24 protein-coding genes are annotated in these 22385 nt (G+C 46.0%); 3 read left to right on the top strand and 21 right to left on the bottom strand.

Going from position 1 to position 22385, the window contains the following annotated elements:
• Positions 1 to 8: 8 nt before the first annotated feature.
• The 21 genes from atpD to R7P69_RS21170 all read right to left on the bottom strand — a co-directional run bounded on the left by atpD (position 9) and on the right by R7P69_RS21170 (position 18306).
• Positions 9 to 1412, bottom strand: coding sequence for a F0F1 ATP synthase subunit beta (gene atpD / locus R7P69_RS21070; protein ID WP_005383849.1), 1404 nt, complete (start codon positions 1410 to 1412; stop codon positions 9 to 11).
• 35 nt (positions 1413 to 1447) lie between these two features.
• A complete protein-coding gene (gene atpG, locus R7P69_RS21075) occupies positions 1448 to 2314 on the bottom strand; it encodes a F0F1 ATP synthase subunit gamma (RefSeq protein WP_005378932.1) in 867 nt (288 codons plus the stop codon).
• Between the two features lie 44 nt (positions 2315 to 2358).
• Complete coding sequence (gene atpA / locus R7P69_RS21080) at positions 2359 to 3900, bottom strand: F0F1 ATP synthase subunit alpha (RefSeq protein WP_005378931.1); 1542 nt, start codon at positions 3898 to 3900, stop codon at positions 2359 to 2361.
• A 13-nt stretch (positions 3901 to 3913) separates the two neighbouring features.
• Positions 3914 to 4447: a F0F1 ATP synthase subunit delta gene (atpH, locus tag R7P69_RS21085; RefSeq protein ID WP_053350671.1), complete on the bottom strand. Its 534-nt coding sequence runs from the start codon at positions 4445 to 4447 to the stop codon at positions 3914 to 3916.
• 14 nt (positions 4448 to 4461) lie between these two features.
• Positions 4462 to 4932, bottom strand: coding sequence for a F0F1 ATP synthase subunit B (atpF, locus tag R7P69_RS21090; RefSeq protein ID WP_005378929.1), 471 nt, complete (start codon positions 4930 to 4932; stop codon positions 4462 to 4464).
• Between the two features lie 74 nt (positions 4933 to 5006).
• A complete protein-coding gene (gene atpE / locus R7P69_RS21095) occupies positions 5007 to 5261 on the bottom strand; it encodes a F0F1 ATP synthase subunit C (RefSeq protein ID WP_002540812.1) in 255 nt (84 codons plus the stop codon).
• A gap of 57 nt (positions 5262 to 5318) precedes the next feature.
• Positions 5319 to 6131, bottom strand: coding sequence for a F0F1 ATP synthase subunit A (gene atpB / locus R7P69_RS21100; RefSeq protein WP_005378922.1), 813 nt, complete (start codon positions 6129 to 6131; stop codon positions 5319 to 5321).
• Between the two features lie 8 nt (positions 6132 to 6139).
• Positions 6140 to 6529, bottom strand: a complete 390-nt coding sequence (locus R7P69_RS21105; RefSeq protein WP_005378921.1) for a F0F1 ATP synthase subunit I — start codon at positions 6527 to 6529, stop codon at positions 6140 to 6142.
• Between the two features lie 189 nt (positions 6530 to 6718).
• Positions 6719 to 7600: a ParB/RepB/Spo0J family partition protein gene (locus R7P69_RS21110; protein ID WP_005383840.1), complete on the bottom strand. Its 882-nt coding sequence runs from the start codon at positions 7598 to 7600 to the stop codon at positions 6719 to 6721.
• A 24-nt stretch (positions 7601 to 7624) separates the two neighbouring features.
• Positions 7625 to 8398, bottom strand: coding sequence for a ParA family protein (locus R7P69_RS21115; RefSeq protein WP_005383838.1), 774 nt, complete (start codon positions 8396 to 8398; stop codon positions 7625 to 7627).
• Positions 8399 to 8408: 10 nt separating this feature from the next.
• A complete protein-coding gene (gene rsmG, locus R7P69_RS21120; RefSeq protein WP_086047112.1) occupies positions 8409 to 9044 on the bottom strand; it encodes a 16S rRNA (guanine(527)-N(7))-methyltransferase RsmG in 636 nt (211 codons plus the stop codon).
• Positions 9044 to 10939, bottom strand: coding sequence for a tRNA uridine-5-carboxymethylaminomethyl(34) synthesis enzyme MnmG (gene mnmG / locus R7P69_RS21125; RefSeq protein ID WP_005378901.1), 1896 nt, complete (start codon positions 10937 to 10939; stop codon positions 9044 to 9046). Before mnmG ends, rsmG begins: the two co-directional genes overlap by 1 nt.
• A gap of 477 nt (positions 10940 to 11416) precedes the next feature.
• The gene (gene mioC, locus R7P69_RS21130; RefSeq protein WP_005378900.1) at positions 11417 to 11851 is read right to left on the bottom strand and encodes an FMN-binding protein MioC; all 435 of its coding nucleotides are present in this window, start codon (positions 11849 to 11851) and stop codon (positions 11417 to 11419) included.
• A gap of 100 nt (positions 11852 to 11951) precedes the next feature.
• Complete coding sequence (mnmE, locus tag R7P69_RS21135; protein WP_005383836.1) at positions 11952 to 13313, bottom strand: tRNA uridine-5-carboxymethylaminomethyl(34) synthesis GTPase MnmE; 1362 nt, start codon at positions 13311 to 13313, stop codon at positions 11952 to 11954.
• Between the two features lie 130 nt (positions 13314 to 13443).
• Positions 13444 to 15066: a membrane protein insertase YidC gene (yidC, locus tag R7P69_RS21140; RefSeq protein WP_005383834.1), complete on the bottom strand. Its 1623-nt coding sequence runs from the start codon at positions 15064 to 15066 to the stop codon at positions 13444 to 13446.
• 2 nt (positions 15067 to 15068) lie between these two features.
• A complete protein-coding gene (yidD, locus tag R7P69_RS21145) occupies positions 15069 to 15326 on the bottom strand; it encodes a membrane protein insertion efficiency factor YidD (protein WP_005378822.1) in 258 nt (85 codons plus the stop codon).
• On the bottom strand, positions 15293 to 15616 hold the full coding sequence (gene rnpA, locus R7P69_RS21150; RefSeq protein ID WP_005394102.1) for a ribonuclease P protein component: 324 nt from the start codon (positions 15614 to 15616) through the stop codon (positions 15293 to 15295). Before rnpA ends, yidD begins: the two co-directional genes overlap by 34 nt.
• A gap of 46 nt (positions 15617 to 15662) precedes the next feature.
• Positions 15663 to 15797, bottom strand: coding sequence for a 50S ribosomal protein L34 (gene rpmH / locus R7P69_RS21155; protein WP_301613575.1), 135 nt, complete (start codon positions 15795 to 15797; stop codon positions 15663 to 15665).
• 242 nt (positions 15798 to 16039) lie between these two features.
• Positions 16040 to 16777 (bottom strand): amino acid ABC transporter ATP-binding protein, encoded by a 738-nt coding sequence (locus tag R7P69_RS21160; RefSeq protein ID WP_005378827.1) that lies wholly within the window; start codon positions 16775 to 16777, stop codon positions 16040 to 16042.
• Positions 16774 to 17445: an amino acid ABC transporter permease gene (locus tag R7P69_RS21165; RefSeq protein WP_005378829.1), complete on the bottom strand. Its 672-nt coding sequence runs from the start codon at positions 17443 to 17445 to the stop codon at positions 16774 to 16776. The genes R7P69_RS21160 and R7P69_RS21165 overlap by 4 nt, the downstream gene beginning before the upstream one ends.
• Before the next feature lie 114 nt (positions 17446 to 17559).
• Positions 17560 to 18306, bottom strand: a complete 747-nt coding sequence (locus tag R7P69_RS21170; RefSeq protein WP_005378831.1) for an amino acid ABC transporter substrate-binding protein — start codon at positions 18304 to 18306, stop codon at positions 17560 to 17562.
• 412 nt (positions 18307 to 18718) lie between these two features.
• On the opposite strand from R7P69_RS21170, the gene dnaA reads away from it, so the two are divergent.
• The 3 genes from dnaA (at position 18719) to recF (ending at position 22378) form a co-directional block, all read left to right on the top strand.
• Positions 18719 to 20125 (top strand): chromosomal replication initiator protein DnaA, encoded by a 1407-nt coding sequence (dnaA, locus tag R7P69_RS21175; RefSeq protein WP_005378835.1) that lies wholly within the window; start codon positions 18719 to 18721, stop codon positions 20123 to 20125.
• 63 nt (positions 20126 to 20188) lie between these two features.
• Positions 20189 to 21289: a DNA polymerase III subunit beta gene (gene dnaN, locus R7P69_RS21180; protein WP_005394106.1), complete on the top strand. Its 1101-nt coding sequence runs from the start codon at positions 20189 to 20191 to the stop codon at positions 21287 to 21289.
• Between the two features lie 9 nt (positions 21290 to 21298).
• Complete coding sequence (gene recF, locus R7P69_RS21185) at positions 21299 to 22378, top strand: DNA replication/repair protein RecF (RefSeq protein WP_005378839.1); 1080 nt, start codon at positions 21299 to 21301, stop codon at positions 22376 to 22378.
• Positions 22379 to 22385: the final 7 nt, after the last annotated feature.

Genomic DNA, 22385 nt, shown 5'->3' on the forward strand with positions numbered 1-22385 from the left:
AGTTAGCCTTATAGCTTCTTCGCATTCTCAATAGCATCGTCGATGCTACCGCAGTACATAAATGCCTGCTCAGGAATGTCGTCGTATTCACCAGCTAGTAGACCTTTAAAGCCACGTAGAGTCTCTTTTAGAGGTACGTAAATACCAGGGTCACCTGTAAATACTTCTGCTACGTGGTAAGGCTGAGTTAGGAAACGCTCAATCTTACGTGCACGAGATACAACTTGCTTATCTTCTTCAGATAGCTCGTCCATACCTAGGATAGCAATGATATCTTTCAGCTCTTTGTAGCGCTGAAGAGTCTGCTGAACACCACGAGCAACTTCGTAGTGATCTTGACCAACGACTAGTGGATCAAGCATACGAGATGTTGAATCTAGCGGGTCGATCGCAGGGTATAGACCCATTGCAGCGATGTTACGGTTAAGTACAACCGTTGCATCCAAGTGCGCGAACGTTGTTGCTGGAGACGGGTCAGTCAAGTCATCCGCTGGTACGTATACCGCCTGTACAGACGTGATAGAACCTGATTTCGTTGACGTGATACGCTCCTGAAGTACACCCATCTCTTCTGCAAGAGTTGGCTGGTAACCTACCGCAGAAGGCATACGACCTAGTAGTGCTGATACCTCTGTACCTGCAAGTGTGTAACGGTAGATGTTATCAATGAACAGTAGTACGTCACGACCTTCGTCACGGAAACGCTCTGCCATTGTTAGACCAGTCAGTGCAACACGTAGACGGTTACCTGGTGGCTCGTTCATCTGACCGTAAACCATCGCTACTTTTGATTCTTCAGGCTTCTCAACGTTTACAACGCCCGCTTCCTGCATCTCGTAGTAGAAATCGTTACCTTCACGAGTACGCTCACCAACACCAGCAAATACTGATAGACCGGAGTGCTGTAGTGCGATGTTGTTGATAAGTTCCATCATGTTAACGGTCTTACCTACACCTGCACCACCGAATAGACCGATTTTACCACCCTTAGCGAATGGACAAATTAGGTCGATTACTTTAACGCCCGTTTCTAGAAGTGCAATTTCGTTTGATTGCTCTTCGTAGCTTGGTGCACTACGGTGGATAGAGTAAACCTCTTCCGCACCCACTTCACCACGCTCGTCAATCGCGTCACCTAGGACGTTCATGATACGACCTAGAGTTTTAGTACCTACTGGTACTGAAATTGGAGCGCCAGTGTTAACCACTTCTACTCCACGACGTAAACCATCAGAGCTACCCATTACGATACAACGAACTACGCCACCGCCTAGCTGTTGTTGAACTTCAAGAACTAGACGCTCTTTTGAGTCCGTTACGTTTAGAGCGTCATATACACTAGGTACATTGCTCTGTGGGAACTCTACGTCGACTACCGCACCGATGATCTGTACGATCTTACCTGTAGCCATCGTTAATCCTCTAAACTATTTCGTTTTACCTAAGCTTAAACCGCAGCTGCACCACCAACGATTTCTGATAGTTCTTGTGTAATCGCAGCCTGACGGGCTTTGTTGTACACAAGTTCCAAATCGTCAATCAAACTGGTTGCGTTATCCGTTGCAGCCTTCATCGCAATCATTCGAGCCGCTTGCTCACAAGCAAGGTTCTCAACCACACCTTGGTATACCTGAGACTCTACGTAACGCACTAATAGCGTATCCAGTAGAGGTTTTGGTTCAGGCTCATAGATGTAGTCCCATGAATGCTCACGCTGCATCTCTTCGCTGTCCGATTTAGGCAAAGGTAGCAATTGATCGATCGTTGGTTGCTGAACCATAGTATTAACAAACTTGTTGAATACTACATATAGACGGTCCAGTTCACCTTCATCGTATTTCTTCAGCATTACGCCAACAGAGCCGATTAGGTCTTGTAGGCTTGGATTATCTCCAAGACCAGAAACCTGTGCCGCAACTTTTGCGCCACCATGTTTAAAGAAAGCTGTTGCTTTTGAGCCAACAACGGCTAGCTCAATCTCAGCACCTTTCTCTCTCCATGCTTGCATGTCTGTAACGGCTTTTTTGAACACGTTAATGTTCAAACCACCACACAGACCACGGTCTGTCGAAACGATGATGTAACCAACACGTTTAGCTTCACGCTCTTCTAGGTACGGATGACGGTACTCTAGGTTTGCGTTAGCCACATGACCGATCACTTTACGCATTGTTTCAGCGTATGGACGAGAAGCTTCCATTGCATCTTGAGAACGACGCATTTTTGAAGCTGCTACCATTTCCATCGCTTTCGTAATTTTCTGAGTGCTTTTAACACTACCGATTTTATTACGTATCTCTTTTGCGCCGGCCATCGTTACTCTCCGTTAGTTGGTGGCAGAAACTGCCACCGACCTAATTACCAAGTTTGGGTTGCTTTGAAGTCGTCAGTCAGTTTCTTCAACTGAGCTTCGATTTCATCGTTGTAAGCGCCAGACTTGTCGATCTCAGCTGCTAGTTCAGCGTATTGACCGCGAGCGTACGATAGTAGAGCCGCCTCGAAATCTAGAACTTTGTTAAGTTCTACATCATCAAGGTAACCGCGCTCTGCCGCGAAGATAGTTAGAGCTTGGTCAAATACAGACATTGGAGCGTACTGCTTCTGCTTCATTAGTTCTGTAACTTTTTGACCATGGTCTAGCTGTTTCTTCGTTGCGTCATCAAGGTCAGAAGAGAACTGAGCAAATGCCGCTAGTTCACGGTATGCAGCTAGTGCTGTACGGATACCACCTGATAGTTTCTTGATGATTTTCGTCTGAGCTGAACCACCTACACGAGATACTGAGATACCAGGGTCAACAGCAGGACGAACACCAGCGTTGAATAGCTCAGTTTGTAGGAAGATCTGACCATCGGTAATCGAGATTACGTTAGTCGGTACGAATGCTGAAACGTCACCTGCTTGAGTTTCGATGATAGGAAGAGCAGTCAAAGAACCAGTCTTACCTTTCACTTCACCGTTAGTGAAACGCTCTACGTACTCTTCGTTTACACGAGCTGCACGCTCTAGTAGACGCGAGTGTAAGTAGAATACGTCACCTGGGAATGCCTCACGGCCTGGTGGACGTTTAAGTAGTAGAGAGATCTGACGGTAAGCTACCGCTTGCTTAGATAGATCATCGTAAACAATCAGTGCGTCTTCACCGCGATCGCGGAAGTATTCACCCATCGCACAACCTGCGTAAGGCGCTAGGTATTGAAGCGCTGCAGATTCAGAAGCTGATGCAACTACAACGATAGTATTTTGTAGTGCGCCGTGCTCTTCTAGTTTGCGAACAACGTTAGCGATAGTCGATGCTTTCTGACCGATTGCTACGTAGATAGAGAAAATACCAGAGTCTTTCTGGTTGATGATCGCGTCGATCGCCAGTGCTGTTTTACCAATCTGACGGTCACCGATGATAAGCTCACGCTGACCACGACCGATTGGGATCATTGAGTCAACTGACTTATAACCAGTTTGCACAGGTTGGTCTACCGATTTACGGTCGATTACACCTGGTGCGATCACTTCTACAGGCGAAGTCATTTTCGCTTCGATTGGACCTTTACCATCGATAGGCTCACCCAGCGTGTTTACTACGCGGCCTAGTAGTTCTGGACCAACTGGCACTTCAAGAATGCGGCCAGTACCTGTAACTTTCATGCCTTCCTTAAGGTCAGCATATGGGCCCATTACAACCGCACCAACCGAGTCACGCTCAAGGTTAAGTGCCAGTGCATAACGGCCACCCGGTAATTCAATCATTTCACCTTGCATCACGTCCGCTAGGCCGTGGATGCGGATGATACCATCGCTTACCGATACGATAGTACCCTCGTTGCGAGCTTCACTAACAACTTCGAAAGATTCGATACGTTGTTTGATCAGATCGCTAATTTCCGTGGAATTAAGTTGCATGCTCCAATCCCCATTAAGACTGCAATGCATCGCTCAGGCGGTTCAAACGACCACGCGCTGAGTCATCGATGACTAGGTCTCCGGCTCGAATAATAACCCCACCAAGTAGGGTCTCATCTACACTGCAATTCAGCTTCACTTTGCGTTCAAGACGCTTTTCAAGTTTGCTGCCAATGTTTGCAAGTTGTTCATCAGAAAGCTCTGTTGCTGAAATTACTTCAACATCAATTTCTTTCTCATGTTCTTTTTTCAGAGTAAAAAACTCCGTACAAACATCAGGAAGGGCCGATAAACGACCATTCTCAGCCATTACCTTCAAAAGGTTTTGACCGTGCGCATCAACTTGTTCGCCGCAAACTGCAACAAAAATTTCTGCCATTTTGTCAGCAGAAACCGAACCCGTTAGTAGTTCGTTCATTTGTTCGTTTTTGGCCACTTCAGCAGCAAAAGATAACATTTGGCCCCATTGGTCCAACTGGTCTTTCTCTAAAGCAAAGTCGAAGGCTGCTTTAGCATAGGGGCGTGCGATAGTAGTCAAATCAGACATATGCGCCCCCAGACTTAAAGTTTTGCAGTAATGTTGTCGAGAATATCTTTTTGCGCATCTTTATCGATAGAACGCTCAAGGATTTTCTCAGCACCAGCTACAGCCAGAGTAGCAACTTGTTTGCGCAGCTCATCGCGTGCACGATTGCGTTCAGCTTCAAGTTCTGCTTCTGCTTGCGCTAGGATTTTCTGGCGTTCTGCCTGAGCTTCCTCGCGAGCTTCATCAAGAATTTGAGACTTACGCTTGTTCGCTTGTTCGATGATCTCAGTTGCAGTGCGCTTCGCTTCTTTCAATTGATCAGAAGCGTTGGCTTGTGCTAGATCCAAGTCTTTCGCAGCACGTTCTGCTGCTTGAAGACCATCAGCAATTTTCTTCTGACGCTCTTCGATCGCTTGCATCAATGGTGGCCATACATACTTCATGCAGAACCACACAAATAGTGCGAACGAGATTGCTTGACCTAGCAGAGTTGCGTTTATGTTCACAACAGCTACCCCTCTATTTGGACTTAGTGTTAATCAGTGACAAGCGATAATCGCCCGTCCCGAGTTAAAGGTGATTAACCTAGTTGACCAACGAATGGGTTTGCGAAAGTGAATAGTAGCGCGATTACGATACCGATCATTGGAACCGCATCAAGTAGACCCGCGATGATGAACATCTTAACTTGTAGCATAGGAGCCATTTCTGGTTGACGTGCAGCACCTTCTAGGAATTTACCACCTAGCAGTGCGAAACCAATCGCTGTACCAAGAGAAGCAAGACCGACGATAATACCTACGGCGATTGCAGAAAAGCTCAGTAAAGTTTCCATTACTATCTCCAATTTATAGTTGTTGGCTTAGTGCCCAAATAAAAAGCTTTAAAAAAATTAATGATCAGGATCTTCGTGTGCCATTGACAGGTAAACAATTGTCAACATCATGAATACGAAGGCTTGAATCGTAATAACCAAGATATGGAAGATTGCCCACGGTAGTGAACCCATCCATTGTAAGTACCATGGTAGCATTGCCGCACAAAGAATGAATACAACCTCACCCGCGAACATGTTACCGAATAGACGCATACCAAGTGATAGAGGTTTCGCTAATAGCGATACCACTTCAATTAGTAGGTTAAACGGAATCATCAGTGGGTGATTGAATGGATGTAGTGCAAGTTCTTTTGCGAATCCACCTAGACCTTTTACTTTGATGCTGTAGTAAATCATCAATGCAAAAACGCCTAGAGCCATAGCCATGGTGATATTCACATCAGCAGACGGTACAACCTTAAGGTAAGGAATACCTAGCCAATGCTCTGCTGGGTATGGTAAGAAGTCGATAGGAACTAAGTCCATCACGTTCATCAAAAATACCCAACAAAAGATAGTCAGTGCTAAAGGCGCGATCAGTGGGTTGCGTCCATGGAACGTGTCTTTGACGTTATCGGCGACAAATTCAACGATCATTTCTACAGCACACTGAAGCTTACCCGGTACACCCGCTGTTGTTCTCTTTGCTACTTTGTAAAAAATTCCGAGGAAGATTAAACCAGTAAACCAAGAAAAAAACAGGCTATCGATATGTACGTTCCAGAAACTTGTCTCCGACCCTACTAAACCCAACTTGTATAGCGATAGGTTAGAAAGGTGGTGGGCAATGTAACCGGACGATGTTAGCGCTTCACCTGGCGCAGCCATAACTCATCCTATTTTTTGTTGTTAATGAATAGCACTGGTGCACAGATATTAATACCTAGTACCAGCAAATAGGTTAGTTTGAGGGGAACAAGTTCCACCTGCATATACATGTAGGCAACATAGAACAGTGCAACCGTGATGAGAATTTTCAGTACTTCACCCGTATAGAAGGAAGCAGCGATGCGCTTGGCAGCGCGAGCTCCACTAAACATGAAAGCACACAGCGCGAATACTGCATTGGCAACAACAAAAATGCCTCCGCCAATCAGCGCTGAAAATCCCCAGTCAGGATTTATGGCTACCGCCATTCCTGCTGCCACAAAAATAACCGCGCCAGACTGGATCATTAACAATTGCCTTGCGAGCTCTCGTCCTGGTCTAGCTAACGCAGCTACCATGTATTCGTACCTCTAGTAATATCCACTTCGCACTTAACTCTCTGTGCTGGGAAATTGGCGAAAATTATACGTTCAGTTCAACGTAAAGCAATTCGATTGCATCAAAAACTTACAGTTTTGTTTACAAAACGACAACTTTCGCACAAAATTCGATTAATTAGATTAATTGACCTAAATCAATTATCTCATCTAGGCCTCAAGCTTGGCAATTAGTTGGTCCAATTTGTGAGGCTCATCAAGACTTATCGTCAATTTCGCTTTTCCGTTTGCAGAACGGGTAAGAGAAACTTTTGCATCAAGCAGCTGACTCAATTTATGCGACATTTGCTCGGCTTCGGTATCCTCTTGTTGCCCTTTTTGCTCATTTTGTGGGGCTAAGCACTTTTTTACTAACTGTTCGGTTTGGCGAACAGTCATTTGCTTCTTAGCCACTTGTTGAGCTACTTCGACTTGCTGTTCACCTTCTAACGCTAACAGAGCTCGAGCATGACCCATTTCCAATTTTTTATCTGCAACCAGACCTTTTACATCAACTTCCAACTGATTCAGACGTAATAGGTTACTCACCGTCGTTCTTGATTTACCAATCACATCGGCCACTTGCTGATGTGTCAGCGTGAATTCATCTTGTAGACGTTCAAGCGCTTGGGCTTCCTCAATCACATTCAAGTCTTCACGCTGAATGTTTTCAATCAACGCCATGGCGATGGCGGCACGATCTTCAACTTTTTTCACCAAACACGGCACGCGTTTTAAACCCGCCTGCCTTGCAGCACGCCAGCGGCGCTCACCTGCGATGATCTCAAACTGACCATTTTCGACCTGGCGAACCACGATTGGTTGAATAATGCCTTGTGATTGAATCGAAGCCGCTAGTTCTTCTAGCGCTTCAGGCGCCATATCTTTACGCGGTTGGTATACGCCCGGTTGCAATTGACCAATCGCTAAATCGGTTAACTCACCGTCTGCCGATAATTCTTGGCTATGCGATGCAATATGCTGTTTTTCACGAGCAAACGAACTGGTCGACAATAACGCATCCAGTCCTTTTCCGAGACCACGCTTAGACATGGGATTGAATTCCTTAGGTTAGAGTTAAACTGGGATTTCTTCGCGGCGGAGCATTTCGCCCGCTAGAGCAAGATACGCTTTGGCACCTGCGGAGTACTTATCGTAGTACATTGCTGGCTTACCGTGGCTTGGCGCTTCAGCCAAACGAACATTACGCGGAATGACAGTACGGTAAACTTTATTCCCAAAGTGTTTTTTAAGTTGATCGGATACTTCATTCGATAAGCGGTTGCGTGGGTCGTACATGGTACGCAATAAACCTTCGATTTTTAGGTTTTCATTCACAACAGCCGCTAACTTGCTGATTGTATCCATAAGAGCAGTTAAACCTTCTAACGCAAAGTATTCACATTGCATCGGCACCAGCACAGAGTCAGCTGCCGCCATCGCATTGATTGTAAGAAGGTTTAGAGAAGGAGGACAATCAATAAAGATGAAATCATAGTTATCGCGAACTGACGACAATGCATTTTTTAGACGCACTTCACGAGCGAAAACTTCCATCAATTTGATTTCTGCCGCGGTTACATCTCCGTTCGCCGCGATCAAATCATACTTCCCTGTTGTTTGGGTACAAACGACTTGATCGAACGGTGTATCTTCGACCAAAAGATCGTATGCGGTGGCGTCGACCATATACTTATCCACGCCACTGGCCATCGTAGCATTGCCTTGCGGGTCGAGATCGATCACCAAAACCTTGCGCTTTGTTGCCGCCATCGAAGCCGCTAAGTTAATGCACGTTGTTGTTTTGCCGACCCCACCTTTCTGGTTGGCGATTGCTACAATTTTACCCACGATTACCTCGCTAATTTTCCTTGCGCGATAAGATTACTAGATGACGATCACCTTCCAACTCAGGAACAGCCAAAGATATGATCTCTGTCACACTGAACCATTCAGGAAGCTGATCCATTTCATCTTTAGGGTGCTGTCCTTTCAGCGCTAGAAACACCCCGTGCTCTTGTTTCGGCAAATGGTGGCACCATTCCACCATGTCTGTCATTGAAGCAAAAGCTCGACTCAAAACGCCATCAAATTTTTCTTCAGGCTGGAATTCTTCGACGCGACTTTGAATTGGTGTCACGTTTTTCAGCCCTAATGTGTGCACAACTTGCTTGATAAAACGGATGCGTTTGCCAAGACTGTCGAGCAAAAAGAAGGTTTTCTCAGGGTTCATGATTGCCAAAGGGATGCCCGGTAACCCCGGACCAGTACCAACATCAATGAAGCGCTCACCGGGCAGGTGTGCGCTTACAACGATACTATCAAGAATATGTTTCACTAACATATCAAGCGGATCACGTACCGATGTTAAATTGTACGCTTTGTTCCATTTGTCGAGCAGTTCGACATAACCAACTAACTGCTCTCGTTGCTGTTCTGACACTTCCAAATCGGTTTTCGCGATCAGTGAATCCAGCTTTGTTCGCAATGCGCTCATTATTCTTCCTCACCTTTCTTCAGCAAACCATGCTTTTTTAAGTGAACAAGTAGAATAGAAATTGCAGCAGGCGTAATACCAGAAATGCGTGATGCAATACCGATGCTCTCTGGTTTGGCCTCGCTCAGTTTAGCAACGACTTCGTTTGATAAACCTTTTACATCGCGGTAATCCAAATCAGCAGGTAACTTGGTATTTTCGTGACGCAGTGATTTTTCGATCTCTTCCTGCTGACGCTTGATGTAACCATCGTATTTCACTTGAATTTCAACTTGCTCAGCCGCTTGCTGATCTTCAAGTGCAGGAGCAAACGCTTCAAGTTGCGTCAGTTGCGAATAAGTGATCTCTGGACGACGCAGAAGATCCTCACCACTCGCTTCACGGGCCATTGGGGTTTTCAGCAGCTTGTTCAACTCATCAACACCCTCTGACTTCGGATTCATCCACGTTGCTTTCAAACGCTGACGCTCCGTTTCCATATTGTTGATTTTCTCGTTAAAGCGAGCCCAACGAACATCATCAATCAAGCCTAGCTCGCGCGCTTTTTCCGTTAAACGTAAATCGGCGTTATCTTCACGAAGTAGCAGGCGGTATTCCGCACGAGAAGTGAACATGCGGTACGGCTCTTTGGTACCCATGGTCGATAAGTCATCAATCAACACGCCCATGTAAGCTTGGTCACGACGTGGGCTCCAGCCTTCTTTGTCTTGACTAAACAAGCTTGCGTTTAGGCCCGCCATCAAGCCTTGCGCTGCGGCTTCTTCGTAGCCAGTCGTACCATTAATCTGGCCAGCAAAGAACAAACCATGGATGAACTTCGTCTCGTACGTTTGCTTCAAATCACGTGGATCGAAGAAATCGTATTCAATCGCATAACCTGGGCGAACGATGTGTGCATTTTCAAACCCTTTCATTGAGCGCACGATTTGTACTTGCACATCAAATGGCAAGCTGGTCGAGATACCATTAGGGTATAACTCGTGCGTGGTTAGGCCTTCTGGCTCAATGAAGATTTGGTGGCTGTTTTTGTCAGCGAAACGCATCACTTTGTCTTCAATAGACGGACAGTAACGCGGACCAATACCTTCAATCACACCTGCGTACATTGGACTGCGATCCAAGTTACTACGGATCACATCGTGAGTTTGTTCATTGGTGTGGGTGATGAAACATGGAATCTGACGCGGATGCTGTTCACGTTTGCCCATGAACGAGAATACAGGCGTTGGGTTATCACCGTGCTGAGCTTCTAGCACTGAAAAATCAACAGTACGAGCATCAATGCGCGGTGGAGTACCTGTTTTTAAACGATCCACACGGAACGGCAGTTCACGCAGTCGATCCGCTAATGCGATCGATGGTGGATCCCCGGCACGACCACCAGACGAGCTTTCCATACCTATGTGGATCTTACCACCAAGGAAGGTACCCACGGTTAGCACAACGGCTTTTGCATGGAAGCGAAGTCCCATTTGAGTTACCACACCAACTGCGCGATCTTGTTCAACAATCAGATCATCAACTGATTGCTGGAACAACGTTAAGTTAGGCGCATTTTCTAATGCATTACGAACGTACGCTTTGTACAGAGCGCGATCGGCTTGAGCTCGAGTTGCTCGTACTGCAGGACCTTTGGAGGCATTTAGTGTACGAAACTGAATACCTGCATGGTCGATGGCTTCAGCCATCAAACCGCCCATAGCATCTACTTCTTTTACTAAGTGACCTTTACCAATACCACCGATCGCCGGATTACAAGACATCTGGCCTAATGTATCGATGTTATGGGTAAGGAGAAGCGTTTTTTGTCCTGTGCGTGCAGATGCGAGCGCGGCTTCCGTTCCTGCGTGTCCGCCACCGACAACAATGACGTCAAAGTTTTCGTGATAAAGCATGAACTGACCTCAGGTATTCAAAGGGATTTAATGGACAGATAAAGGAGCCGTATTTTACCTGCTTTATGCCAGAGAGAAAAACGTTTTCTCGTTTTATCCGTTTTAAGCTTCAAGATAAATATATATAAGATCTATATATATGATCTTTTATTAGATCTACTATTAGGATCGACCGTTTCTGTGGATAACCTAAAAATGATCAACAAGATCATGGATCTTCTTTGGATCATATCTTGTGATCATGATTGGATCAGATCGAGGATTACCTGGGATCAAAAGTGGTAGTTATACACAGGAGGTAAAATTGATCAAAGTTGTTATTGGGATAACTAAAGGAAAATCACTGGATCTTATTGTAGTTATCCACAGTCTGTTTGGTTAGTTTTTGAGCGGTTAAACAAAATAATTTGGTGGGAGTTATTCACATGGGAGAAAACAGAGCCGAATTTCGACTCTGTTGAAGGGAAAGTCGTGAGTTTAAAAACGTTCGATATTCTCTTTTAACCACATCTCTGCGGCGTCTTCTGGCACATCATGGCTCAGTACATCGATTTTAAAGCAATCTGCGAGAGGGGTTGCACCAATATCCTCTAATAAATCATAAGCGTGTTGACCAGCGGCACAGAACGTATCGTAGCTAGAGTCACCAATCGCAATCACCGCAAATTTTACATCAGTCATTTTTGGCGGTGTATTTTGTAATGCTGCGATAAAAGGTTGGATATTATCAGGATACTCACCAGCTCCATGTGTAGAGGTGATCACCAACCACGTACCTTGATTTTCGATATCACTGAGGGAAGGCTGGTTGTGGATCGTTGTTTCAAATCCATTCTCGTTGAGTAGATCACTCAGGTGATCCCCTACGTATTCTGCGCCACCTAACGTGCTGCCTGTAATAATGTGGATCATACTTCTTCCTTATTGAATGCGACGGCTAAAGCTCATGGATGGCTTGCCGTACAAAAAGAAACGCGGTGTGAGTTAAGCTCAGCACCGCGCGTTCGATTATTTACTTCCCTATACAGAATGAAGAGAAGATTCGTCCCAGTAAGTCGTCAGAACTGAACTCACCGGTAATCTCATTGAGATGTTGTTGGGTGATACGTAGCTCTTCAGCCAATATTTCACCTGCCATATAGCCTTCAAGCTGCTCCTGGCCTATTTGAAGGTGCTGTGCGGCACGTTCTAATGCATCGAGATGACGACGACGAGCCATAAACCCACCTTCACTGTTGCCAGAGAAGCCCATACACTCCTTGAGATGATCGCGCAGAGCTTCAACCCCTGCACCAGTCTTCGCTGACAAACGGATAAGAGTAGGGTTATTGACGTGGCAGATCCCCATATCTTCACCCGTTTGATCCGCTTTATTACGGATCACAGTTATGCCAATGTTGTCTGGTAGGCGATCCACAAAATCTGGCCAGATATCTTTCGGATCGGTGGCATCGGTTGTCGTGCCATCCACCATGAACAACACGCGGTCTGCTTGGGCTATTTCATCCCACGCGCGTTCGATACCGATTTTCTCTACTTCATCGGAAGCATCACGCAAACCTGCTGTATCAATGATGTGTAGTGGCATGCCATCAATATGGATATGCTCACGCAGTACATCACGCGTGGTTCCTGCGATGTCGGTTACGATTGCAGATTCTTTACCCGATAGCGCGTTCAGTAGGCTTGATTTGCCCGCATTTGGACGACCCGCAATCACGACTTTCATCCCTTCACGCATAATAGCGCCTTGGTTAGCTTCTTTGCGCACCGCATCTAGGTTGTCGATGATGGCTTGTAGGTCACCAGCCACTTTACCGTCGGCCAAAAAGTCGATCTCTTCTTCAGGGAAGTCGATGGCTGCTTCAACATAGATACGCAAATGAATCAGCGACTCAACTAAGGTATTAATGCGGCCTGAAAATGCGCCCTGTAAGGATTGCAGTGCCGATTTTGCTGCTTCTTCAGAACTGGCATCAATGAGGTCTGCGATCGCCTCGGCTTGAGCGAGGTCGAGTTTATCGTTCAGAAATGCGCGTTCAGAGAACTCACCAGGGCGAGCAGCTCGAATACCATCTATACCTAGAATGCGTTTTATCAGCATATCCATCACGACAGGGCCGCCATGGCCTTGCAGCTCAAGTACGTCTTCACCGGTAAATGAGTGTGGGTTAGGGAAGTACAGTGCGATGCCCTGATCAAGCACAGTGCCATCTTCTGACTTAAACGGCAGGTACTCTGCGTAGCGGGGCTTTAGTGTTTTGCCAGTGACTTCTAACGCCACTTGGTTGGCTTTAGGGCCAGAAACTCGAATAATACCGACACCGCCACGACCAGGCGCGGTCGCTTGAGCGACAATCGTATCTGTAGTCATAATTTTGCCTTTTGAGCTGGGCTATAGGGAAGATACCTAGGGAGCCATCACAATTAATTAGCTGAATTGTAATCAGCCAAAAACAAAAAGGCGACCTTTTGGCCGCCTTTCTCAATCATTTCCTAAAAGGTTACTTGCTGTGTAAGCCTTTTTTCTCTAATCCTTTGTAGATCAGAGTTTGCTGGATAAGCGTTACGATGTTCGACACCAACCAGTACAGAACGAGACCTGATGGGAAGAACAAGAAGAAGAAGGTAAACATAACCGGCATAAAGGTCATGATCTTCTGCTGCATTGGATCCGTTACTGTTGTCGGGCTCATCTTCTGGATTAGGAACATTGACGCACCCATCAGTAGAGGCAGGATGTAGTAAGGGTCCTGCGCTGAAAGGTCATGAATCCAACCGAAGAATGGAGAGTGACGTAGCTCAACCGATTCCATTAGTGCCCAGTAAAGCGCGATGAAGATAGGCATCTGTAGGATAAGAGGTAAACAGCCACCTAGTGGGTTCACTTTCTCTTTCTTGTACAGTTCCATCATTTCTTGGCTCATGCGCTGACGGTCATCACCGATACGCTCACGCATTGCTTGCAGCTTAGGCTGTAGCATGCGCATTTTCGCCATAGACGTGTATTGCGCTTTTGTTAGTGGGTACATTGCACCACGAACGATGAAGGTCAGACAGATGATTGCCACACCCCAGTTGCCAACAAAGCTCTGGATGAATGAAAGCAACATATGAAGAGGCTTCGCAATGAACCATAACCAGCCGTAGTCCACTACTAGGTCTAGGTTAGGTGCCACTTCTGCCATTTCATCTTGCAGTTTTGGACCAACCCAAAGTGTTGCTTCAAACTTAGCCTGATCGCCTGTTGCGATAGTTTTGTTCGGCATACGAACGCCGATGTCGCCGAGGTTGCCAATTACACGAGTGTATAGGTTAGTACCTGGTTCGTTACGTGGGATCCAAGCTGCGGCAAAGTAGTGCTGAATCATTGCTGCCCAACCTTGGCCATCGGCTAGGTTAAGAGACAGGTTGCGATCCTGCATATCATCAAAGCTGTACTTCTTGTAACGCGTATCTTCTGTTGAGTATGCGCCACCACGGTAAGTAGGCATTGTGATGCTACCACCATCGTCCATTAGGTTTTGACGTAGGTGAGCGTACATACCAAATGTTGCGTTGTTGCCTGAGTTGTTCACTACATCGTATTCAACATTAAGCGCGTAGCTGCCGCGTTTAAAGATGTAAGTTTTGGTGTATTCGATGCCGTTTGCAGTGAATGTCATCGGAACGCGAAGTTCATCTTGACCGTCAGCCATTGTGAAGCTGTCTGCACTTACGTTGTAGTGAGGGCGATTTGTGCTGCTCAAGTCGATACCTTGAGGACCCACTAGACCGCTTTGAGCGATAAATTGGTGACCTTGAGCGTCTTTAAGCAGAACAAAGGAATCTGATGAATCTAACTCAGCAGAGTATTCGTTAAGGTTGGCATGTACCACATCGCCACCAACGGTGTCGATCGACAGAGTTAAAACATCAGTCGTTACTGTGATAGTTTTTGCAGAAGCTTGCTGTTGACCAGGAACTGGGTCAAGTTCATCAGCAAAAGATGGTGCAGGTAGAGTGCTGCTTGATTGAGCCTGTTCAACTGCTTGAGGTTCTGGATTCTTTGCAACTTGCCATTGTTGAAACAGCAAAAAAGAAACCAGGGCCAAACCGATGAGCAGGATATTACGTTGAGAATCCATCGTTAGTTATCTCTGTCTTGTTTTTGGACTGGTGGAACGGGGTCATACCCCCCTTCATTCAAAGGGTGGCATTTTAATAGACGTTTGCCTGATAACCAACATCCTTTTACAAAACCGTGAGCTCTCAAAGCTTCTAGCGCGTAAGTGGAACAGGTTGGTGTGAACCGGCAACGAGGACCAATCAAAGGGCTGATAAACCAGCGATACAGATAAACGAGCCCAATGGCTATCCACGTGAAGGGCGAGACAGGCGTTGCCATAGCTTATCAAACAACTTAAAAATTTCCTCATTGCTTAAATCTTGCGCGCTTTTCTTCGCAATCACAACAAAATCTTTGTTTGGAAGCTGATGTTGATTGTTACGAAAGCTTTCACGAGCCAAACGCTTAAATCGGTTACGACCGACAGCCGTTTTGATTTGCTTTTTGGGAACCGCTAAACCTAATCGTGGGTGAGAAAGTTTGTTATTGCGAGCAATGATGGTGAAATGAGGCGAGCCAGCTCGATGAGCTTGCTGGAAGACGTTTTGATAATGCTCGGGAGTTAACAAACGTAACTCCCGATTAAACGCGTACGTGTTCAAAATAAACTAGCGATTATTTTGATAGGCGCACACGGCCTTTTGCACGACGTGCGTTGATAACTTTACGACCGTTCTTAGTTGCCATGCGAGCACGGAAGCCGTGAGTACGCTTGCGCTTTAGAACTGTAGGTTGAAAAGTGCGTTTCATGATAATTACCTTTACTGATCAGTAGTTTTAGGTTCTTGTTAAACCCGGCGTGGGTATTTGCTTTCTTATATAAAGAAGCTCTTTATATAGAGAAGGACAACCGACGCCTCTCAACAAAGAGGCGGAATTGTAATCACACTCACATAATGTGTCAATGACTCAATGAGTACGAAATTCCGGCCGGGCGATTATACGTAGTGTGAGTAAAATCTCAAGGATCAATCGATCCTGATGCTTGATCGTTACTCTATTCCTACTTGGTTAAGGAATTTTTTCAAACGAGGATCTTGTGGATTATCGAAGATATCCTGTGGAGAACCTTGCTCTACGATATTGCCTTCCGCCATGAAGATCACTCTATCAGCGACTTCTTTCGCGAATTGCATTTCGTGCGTCACCACCAGCATGGTTTGATGCTGATTAGCTAACTTCTTCATTAATGAGAGAACTTCACCGACCCATTCAGGATCCAGCGCAGAAGTTGGTTCGTCAAATAACAGCAGTTCTGGTTGCAGCGCCATCGCTCGGCCGATACCCACACGTTGTTGTTGGCCGCCAGACAATGCCGCTGGATAACTATCGCCTTTATCCCCAAGGCCGATGTCATCCAGAATTTGTTGCGCTCGTTTGAGAGCATCGGCTTTTTTCCAGCCTCGAACGGTCACTAGACCTTCGGCAATGTTCTGGCGCGCATTCATGTGGGCAAACAGGGCATAGTTTTGGAACACAAAGCCAGTTCGACGACGCAGCGCTAATACTTCGGCTTTAGTGTGTTTTTGAGTATCAACGGAGATGTCATCTATCGTGATACGACCTTCATCTGCTTGTTCTAGAAAGTTCACCGTACGCAGCAAGGTTGATTTACCCGTGCCACTTGAGCCGATAATCACGATGATCTCACCTTGCTTAATATCGAGGTCGATGCCTTTCAGCACTTCAGTCTCACCAAAACGTTTGTGAATATTTTCTAACTTAATCATCGTACGTACGCCTTATTCAGTTTTGCTTCTGCCCAGATTTGTACGCGAGTCAGAATCACCACCACTCCCCAGTAAATAAGAGCAACCGCAAGGAAAGCTTCAAAGAAACGGAAACTTGATGAGGCTTCCATCTGTGCTTTCGCCATGATTTCGGCCACACCAAGCGTGAAAGCGAGAGACGTTGACTTGATCATATCGATGAAATAGTTCATCAATGAAGGCAGTGCGACACGCGTTGCTTGAGGTAAAATCACTCGGCGCATTGCTTGGGATGTCGTCATACCGACCGATAAGCTCGCTTCCATTTGGCTGCGATCAATGCCAATAATGGCGGCACGAATACTTTCCGCCATATAAGCGGCAAAGTGCAGCGTTAAACCGATCACCGCTGCTGAAAAGGCGTCGATACCGACCATCAATGGAAAAATTTGCGGTAAGCCGTAATAAAGCAGGAAAAGCTGAACCAACAGTGGGGTGCCACGGAAGAAGCTGATGTACAGTTGGCTTAATTGATCCAGAACTGGCAGTTTAAATACGCGAATATTGGCTAAAATGACGGATAAAATCAGCGAAAACACCAATCCCCATGTCGCCATTTCCATGGTTGTGCCAAGATATTTCAGCAATATCGGCAGCAGTTCCAACATGTAATTAAAGTCAAATCCCATACGGCTTACCTAAAGGCTAGAGAAAAGAAAAGGTGGAAAACAAGTTCCACCTTTACGTAAGTTTATTTTAGTCCGAGAGTGATACCACTTTGCGGCCTAAAGTACAAAGAGTTCTTATTTCGTGATGTCAGCGCCAAACCACTTCACGGAAATTTTCTCTACTGTACCATCTGCGCGCATCTCAGCCAGTGCTTTGTTTACTTCTTCTTGCAGCTTACGACCTTTCTCGTTGTCAACGAAAGGCCATGCGTTTTGAATGGTCTCAAACGGTTCGCCTGCCAATTCCAGAGGAAGGCCAGTTTTCTTAATCAGCTCTAACGCAGAAAGACGATCCATTACAAACGCGTCTGCACGACCGAGCGCCACGTCATGTTCGATACCTGTGTCGTACGTTTTAATGTTGATCTTGCCGTCTTTGTCGTATTGACGCAGCAGTTGCTCAAAGTTAGAGCCTAGGTTCACCGCAACGGTTTTGCCCGCAAGATCGTCAACACCTTTGATGCTGTCGTTGCCTTTACGCACGGTAATTTGTGCGCCATCTACAACGTAAGGGTCAGCAAATAGGTATTTAGCTTTACGCTCATCAGTCATGGTGATTTGGTTGGAGATCGTATCGATACGACCAGTTTCTAAAAGACCAAATAAACCAGAGAAGTTGGCTGTTACGTATTCGATTTTGTAATCGTTACGTTTACCGATTTCATCCCACATGTCGACTTCAAAGCCTTGTAGCTTGTCTTGCTTTACAAAAGTAAACGGGAAGTAGCGACCTGACATACCAACTTTGACTTCAGTAGCGGCTTGTACGGTTGCTGCCGACAGTGCAATGGCTGCAACGGCAACCTTAATCCAGTTTTTCATAATACATCTCCATAATTTTATGGTTGGAAATACTACTGTTAGTTAGCTCAATTAAATAAATAACCAAGAGCAATAACCTAGACCTGTGAGTTATTAGATAATAGAAGAAGAATGTTAAATGTGACGAAAATGCGAACTGAACCTAGCGAAATGATCGACAAAATCAGCATTGGGAATAAAATAATACACAGACTTATCACCAATCGCTCGATCTTGTGAATTTTGCCCAATTGTGGATCGTTGTGTGGGCAAATTTGGGGCAAGGTGTGTTGATCTCATCAAGTTTGCAGAAATAATTGTGAATAACTTGGATCTTATTCACTGGATCGTCGATCAATCGCTGGCGATCTTGGTTATCAACAGGTAAAATTGCCAGTCTTTTCCGATAATTCAATTACTCAGTGGGGGCACCGTGTCATCTTCGCTTTGGCTGCAATGTTTGCAGCAGCTTCAAGAAGAGCTACCAGCTACAGAATTCAGCATGTGGGTTCGTCCGCTACAAGCGGAGCTCAATGACAATACTCTCACTCTATTCGCGCCAAACCGCTTTGTGTTGGACTGGGTGCGTGATAAGTATCTGAACAATATTACTCGCTTACTGCAGGAATACTGCGGTGGCGATATTCCTAACTTACGTTTTGAAGTGGGGAGCCGACCTGTCTCTGCACCAAAACCAGCGCCGACACGTACGCCTGCAGATGTGGCTGCCGAGTCATCTGCACCTGCGCAATTACAGGCGCGTAAGCCAGTACACAAAACCTGGGATGACGACGCTCAAGCGATTGCGGCTATCAATCACCGCTCAAACATGAACCCAAAACACAAGTTCGATAACTTTGTTGAAGGTAAGTCGAACCAACTGGGTTTGGCTGCGGCGCGTCAGGTATCGGATAATCCTGGTGCAGCATACAACCCGCTGTTCCTATACGGCGGCACGGGCTTGGGTAAAACGCACTTGTTGCATGCGGTGGGCAACGCGATTGTGGATAACAACCCGAACGCAAAAGTGGTCTACATGCACTCAGAACGTTTTGTGCAAGACATGGTAAAAGCGCTGCAAAACAATGCGATTGAAGAATTCAAACGCTACTACCGCAGCGTGGATGCGCTCCTTATCGATGACATCCAATTCTTTGCTAATAAAGAACGTTCACAAGAAGAATTCTTCCATACCTTCAACGCACTATTGGAAGGTAATCAGCAGATCATTCTAACGTCTGACCGTTATCCTAAAGAAATTAATGGCGTTGAAGATCGTCTTAAATCTCGCTTTGGTTGGGGTCTTACTGTTGCGATCGAGCCGCCTGAGCTTGAAACACGTGTGGCGATCTTGATGAAAAAAGCTGAAGATCACCAAATCCACCTTGCTGATGAAGTGGCATTCTTCATTGCCAAGCGTCTGCGTTCGAACGTTCGTGAGCTAGAAGGTGCACTGAACCGTGTTATCGCGAACGCGAACTTTACTGGCCGTCCAATTACGATTGATTTTGTTCGTGAAGCGCTGCGCGATCTGCTTGCTCTACAAGAGAAGCTTGTGACAATCGATAACATTCAAAAGACCGTGGCGGAATACTACAAGATTAAAGTAGCGGACTTGCTGTCTAAGCGTCGTTCTCGTTCTGTAGCGCGTCCTCGTCAGCTGGCTATGGCGTTAGCAAAAGAGCTAACCAACCACAGTTTGCCTGAAATTGGCGATGCGTTTGGGGGCCGCGATCATACGACCGTACTTCATGCTTGTCGCAAGATTGAGCAGCTGCGTGAAGAGAGCCACGACATTAAAGAAGATTACTCTAACTTGATTCGCACCCTGTCTTCGTAATCGGTTAGAATAACGGTATTCTAAGCAAATCATTTATTGAGCTGACAGCGTAAAGAGCCAAGCATGAAATTTACCATTGAACGTAGTCATTTAATCAAACCGCTACAGCAGGTTTCGGGCGCTTTAGGTGGCCGACCAACCCTGCCAATCCTGGGTAACCTACTTCTTAAAGTAGAAGAGAACGTATTGTCGATGACGGCAACCGATCTTGAAGTAGAGTTAGTAAGCAAAGTGACGCTAGAAGGTGATTTTGAAGCGGGCAGCATTACCGTTCCTTCGCGTAAGTTTCTCGATATCTGCCGTGGTTTACCGGACGATGCGATCATCACATTTGTATTAGAAGGTGATCGCGTACAAGTTCGCTCTGGTCGCAGCCGTTTCTCGTTGGCAACGCTTCCTGCGAACGATTTCCCTAATATTGAAGACTGGCAAAGCGAAGTGGAAGTATCACTGAGCCAAGCCGATCTACGTACGCTGATCGACAAAACTCAGTTCTCGATGGCGAATCAAGACGTTCGTTACTACCTCAACGGCATGTTGTTTGAAATTGACGGCACCACGTTACGCAGCGTGGCGACGGACGGCCACCGTATGGCGGTATCGCAAACTCAGCTAGGTGCAGACTTTGCGCAGAAGCAAATCATCGTGCCACGCAAAGGTGTGCAAGAATTAGTAAAGTTGATGGATGCGCCAGAGCAGCCTGTAGTACTTCAGATCGGTAGCTCCAATGTTCGTGCTGAGGTGAATAACTTTACTTTTACCTCTAAGTTGGTTGATGGTCGTTTCCCTGACTACCGCCGTGTATTGCCTCAGAGCACCAATAAGACACTAATAGCAAGTTGTGACGAGTTGCGCCAAGCCTTCTCTCGTGCTGCGATTCTTTCCAACGAAAAATTCCGTGGCGTGCGTGTGAATCTGGCTGATACTGAAATGCGCATAACCGCGAATAACCCAGAGCAAGAAGAAGCGGAAGAGATGCTTGATGTAACCTTTGAAGGTGACGCCATCGAAATCGGCTTTAACGTAAGCTATGTGCTTGATGTTCTGAACACGTTGCGTTGTGAAAATGTACGTGTGTCGATGTCGGATGCTAACGCTAGCGCATTGATTGAAAATGCCGACGATGACAGTGCCATGTACGTGGTGATGCCAATTCGTCTATAAGCCAACTGAATGCCTCTTTCTCGTCTCATCATTCAGCAGTTTCGAAACATTAAAGCCTGTGATATTGAGTTATCAGCAGGCTTTAACTTTCTTATCGGGCCGAACGGCAGCGGTAAAACCAGTGTCTTAGAAGCGGTTTATCTGCTCGGGCATGGCCGCTCATTCAAGAGCTCTCTCACCGGACGAGTGATACAAAATGAGTGTGACGAACTGTTTGTTCATGGTCGTTTTTTGAACTCGGATCAATTTGAGCTACCTATCGGCATTAATAAGCAGCGTGATGGCTCAACAGAGGTTAAAATAGGCGGTCAATCTGGACAAAAATTAGCGCAGTTGGCACAAGTTCTGCCTCTGCAGTTGATACACCCAGAAGGGTTTGATTTACTGACAGATGGCCCTAAACATCGTCGTGCGTTTATTGATTGGGGCGTGTTTCATACCGAGCCCGCTTTTTATCAAGCATGGGGAAGGTTCAAGCGCCTGAACAAGCAGCGCAACGCGTTGTTGAAAACCGCCAATAGTTATCGTGAGCTCAGTTATTGGGATCAGGAAATGGCAGGATTGGCTGAAAACATCAGCCAATGGCGAGCAAGTTACATCGAGCAGATGAAAACTGTCGCAGAAACTATCTGTCAGACATTTTTGCCAGAATTTGAGATCCAATTGAAGTATTATCGTGGCTGGGATAAAGACACTCCATACCACGAGATACTAGAAAAGAATTTTGAGCGTGATCAGGCATTGGGATACACCTTTAGTGGCCCAAACAAAGCTGATTTGCGCATTAAAGTGAACGGAACGCCCGTTGAAGATGTTCTGTCACGCGGTCAATTAAAACTCATGGTGTGTGCATTGCGTGTAGCGCAAGGGCAACACCTGACAGAGATGGCCGGTAAACAATGCATTTACCTAATTGATGACTTCGCGTCGGAATTAGATAGCCAACGTCGCAAGCGTCTTGCTGACTGCTTAAAAGAGACGGGCGCACAAGTATTTGTAAGCTCTATCACTGAAAGCCAAATCGCCGATATGTTGGACGATAACGGTAAATTGTTTCATGTGGAACATGGCAGGATAGAGTCAAACTAGAAGAGAG

Origin of the sequence: Vibrio sp. 661 (assembly GCF_033339315.1) — a bacterium.
GTDB lineage: Bacteria > Pseudomonadota > Gammaproteobacteria > Enterobacterales > Vibrionaceae > Vibrio > Vibrio alginolyticus.

Bases quoted from the DNA above. Each gene is read 5' to 3' on its own strand.
- atpD (WP_005383849.1), bottom strand. From the start codon at position 1,412: ATGGCTACAGGTAAGATCGTACAGATCATCGGTGCGGTAGTCGACGTA.
- atpG (WP_005378932.1), bottom strand. From the start codon at position 2,314: ATGGCCGGCGCAAAAGAGATACGTAATAAAATCGGTAGTGTTAAAAGC.
- atpA (WP_005378931.1), bottom strand. From the start codon at position 3,900: ATGCAACTTAATTCCACGGAAATTAGCGATCTGATCAAACAACGTATC.
- atpH (WP_053350671.1), bottom strand. From the start codon at position 4,447: ATGTCTGATTTGACTACTATCGCACGCCCCTATGCTAAAGCAGCCTTC.
- atpE (WP_002540812.1), bottom strand. From the start codon at position 5,261: ATGGAAACTTTACTGAGCTTTTCTGCAATCGCCGTAGGTATTATCGTC.
- atpB (WP_005378922.1), bottom strand. From the start codon at position 6,131: ATGGCTGCGCCAGGTGAAGCGCTAACATCGTCCGGTTACATTGCCCAC.
- R7P69_RS21105 (WP_005378921.1), bottom strand. From the start codon at position 6,529: ATGGTAGCTGCGTTAGCTAGACCAGGACGAGAGCTCGCAAGGCAATTG.
- R7P69_RS21110 (WP_005383840.1), bottom strand. From the start codon at position 7,600: ATGTCTAAGCGTGGTCTCGGAAAAGGACTGGATGCGTTATTGTCGACC.
- rsmG (WP_086047112.1), bottom strand. From the start codon at position 9,044: ATGAGCGCATTGCGAACAAAGCTGGATTCACTGATCGCGAAAACCGAT.
- mnmG (WP_005378901.1), bottom strand. From the start codon at position 10,939: ATGCTTTATCACGAAAACTTTGACGTCATTGTTGTCGGTGGCGGACAC.
- mioC (WP_005378900.1), bottom strand. From the start codon at position 11,851: ATGATCCACATTATTACAGGCAGCACGTTAGGTGGCGCAGAATACGTA.
- mnmE (WP_005383836.1), bottom strand. From the start codon at position 13,313: ATGACTACAGATACGATTGTCGCTCAAGCGACCGCGCCTGGTCGTGGC.
- yidC (WP_005383834.1), bottom strand. From the start codon at position 15,066: ATGGATTCTCAACGTAATATCCTGCTCATCGGTTTGGCCCTGGTTTCT.
- yidD (WP_005378822.1), bottom strand. From the start codon at position 15,326: ATGGCAACGCCTGTCTCGCCCTTCACGTGGATAGCCATTGGGCTCGTT.
- rpmH (WP_301613575.1), bottom strand. From the start codon at position 15,797: ATGAAACGCACTTTTCAACCTACAGTTCTAAAGCGCAAGCGTACTCAC.
- R7P69_RS21160 (WP_005378827.1), bottom strand. From the start codon at position 16,777: ATGATTAAGTTAGAAAATATTCACAAACGTTTTGGTGAGACTGAAGTG.
- R7P69_RS21165 (WP_005378829.1), bottom strand. From the start codon at position 17,445: ATGGGATTTGACTTTAATTACATGTTGGAACTGCTGCCGATATTGCTG.
- R7P69_RS21170 (WP_005378831.1), bottom strand. From the start codon at position 18,306: ATGAAAAACTGGATTAAGGTTGCCGTTGCAGCCATTGCACTGTCGGCA.
- dnaN (WP_005394106.1), top strand. From the start codon at position 20,189: ATGAAATTTACCATTGAACGTAGTCATTTAATCAAACCGCTACAGCAG.
- recF (WP_005378839.1), top strand. From the start codon at position 21,299: ATGCCTCTTTCTCGTCTCATCATTCAGCAGTTTCGAAACATTAAAGCC.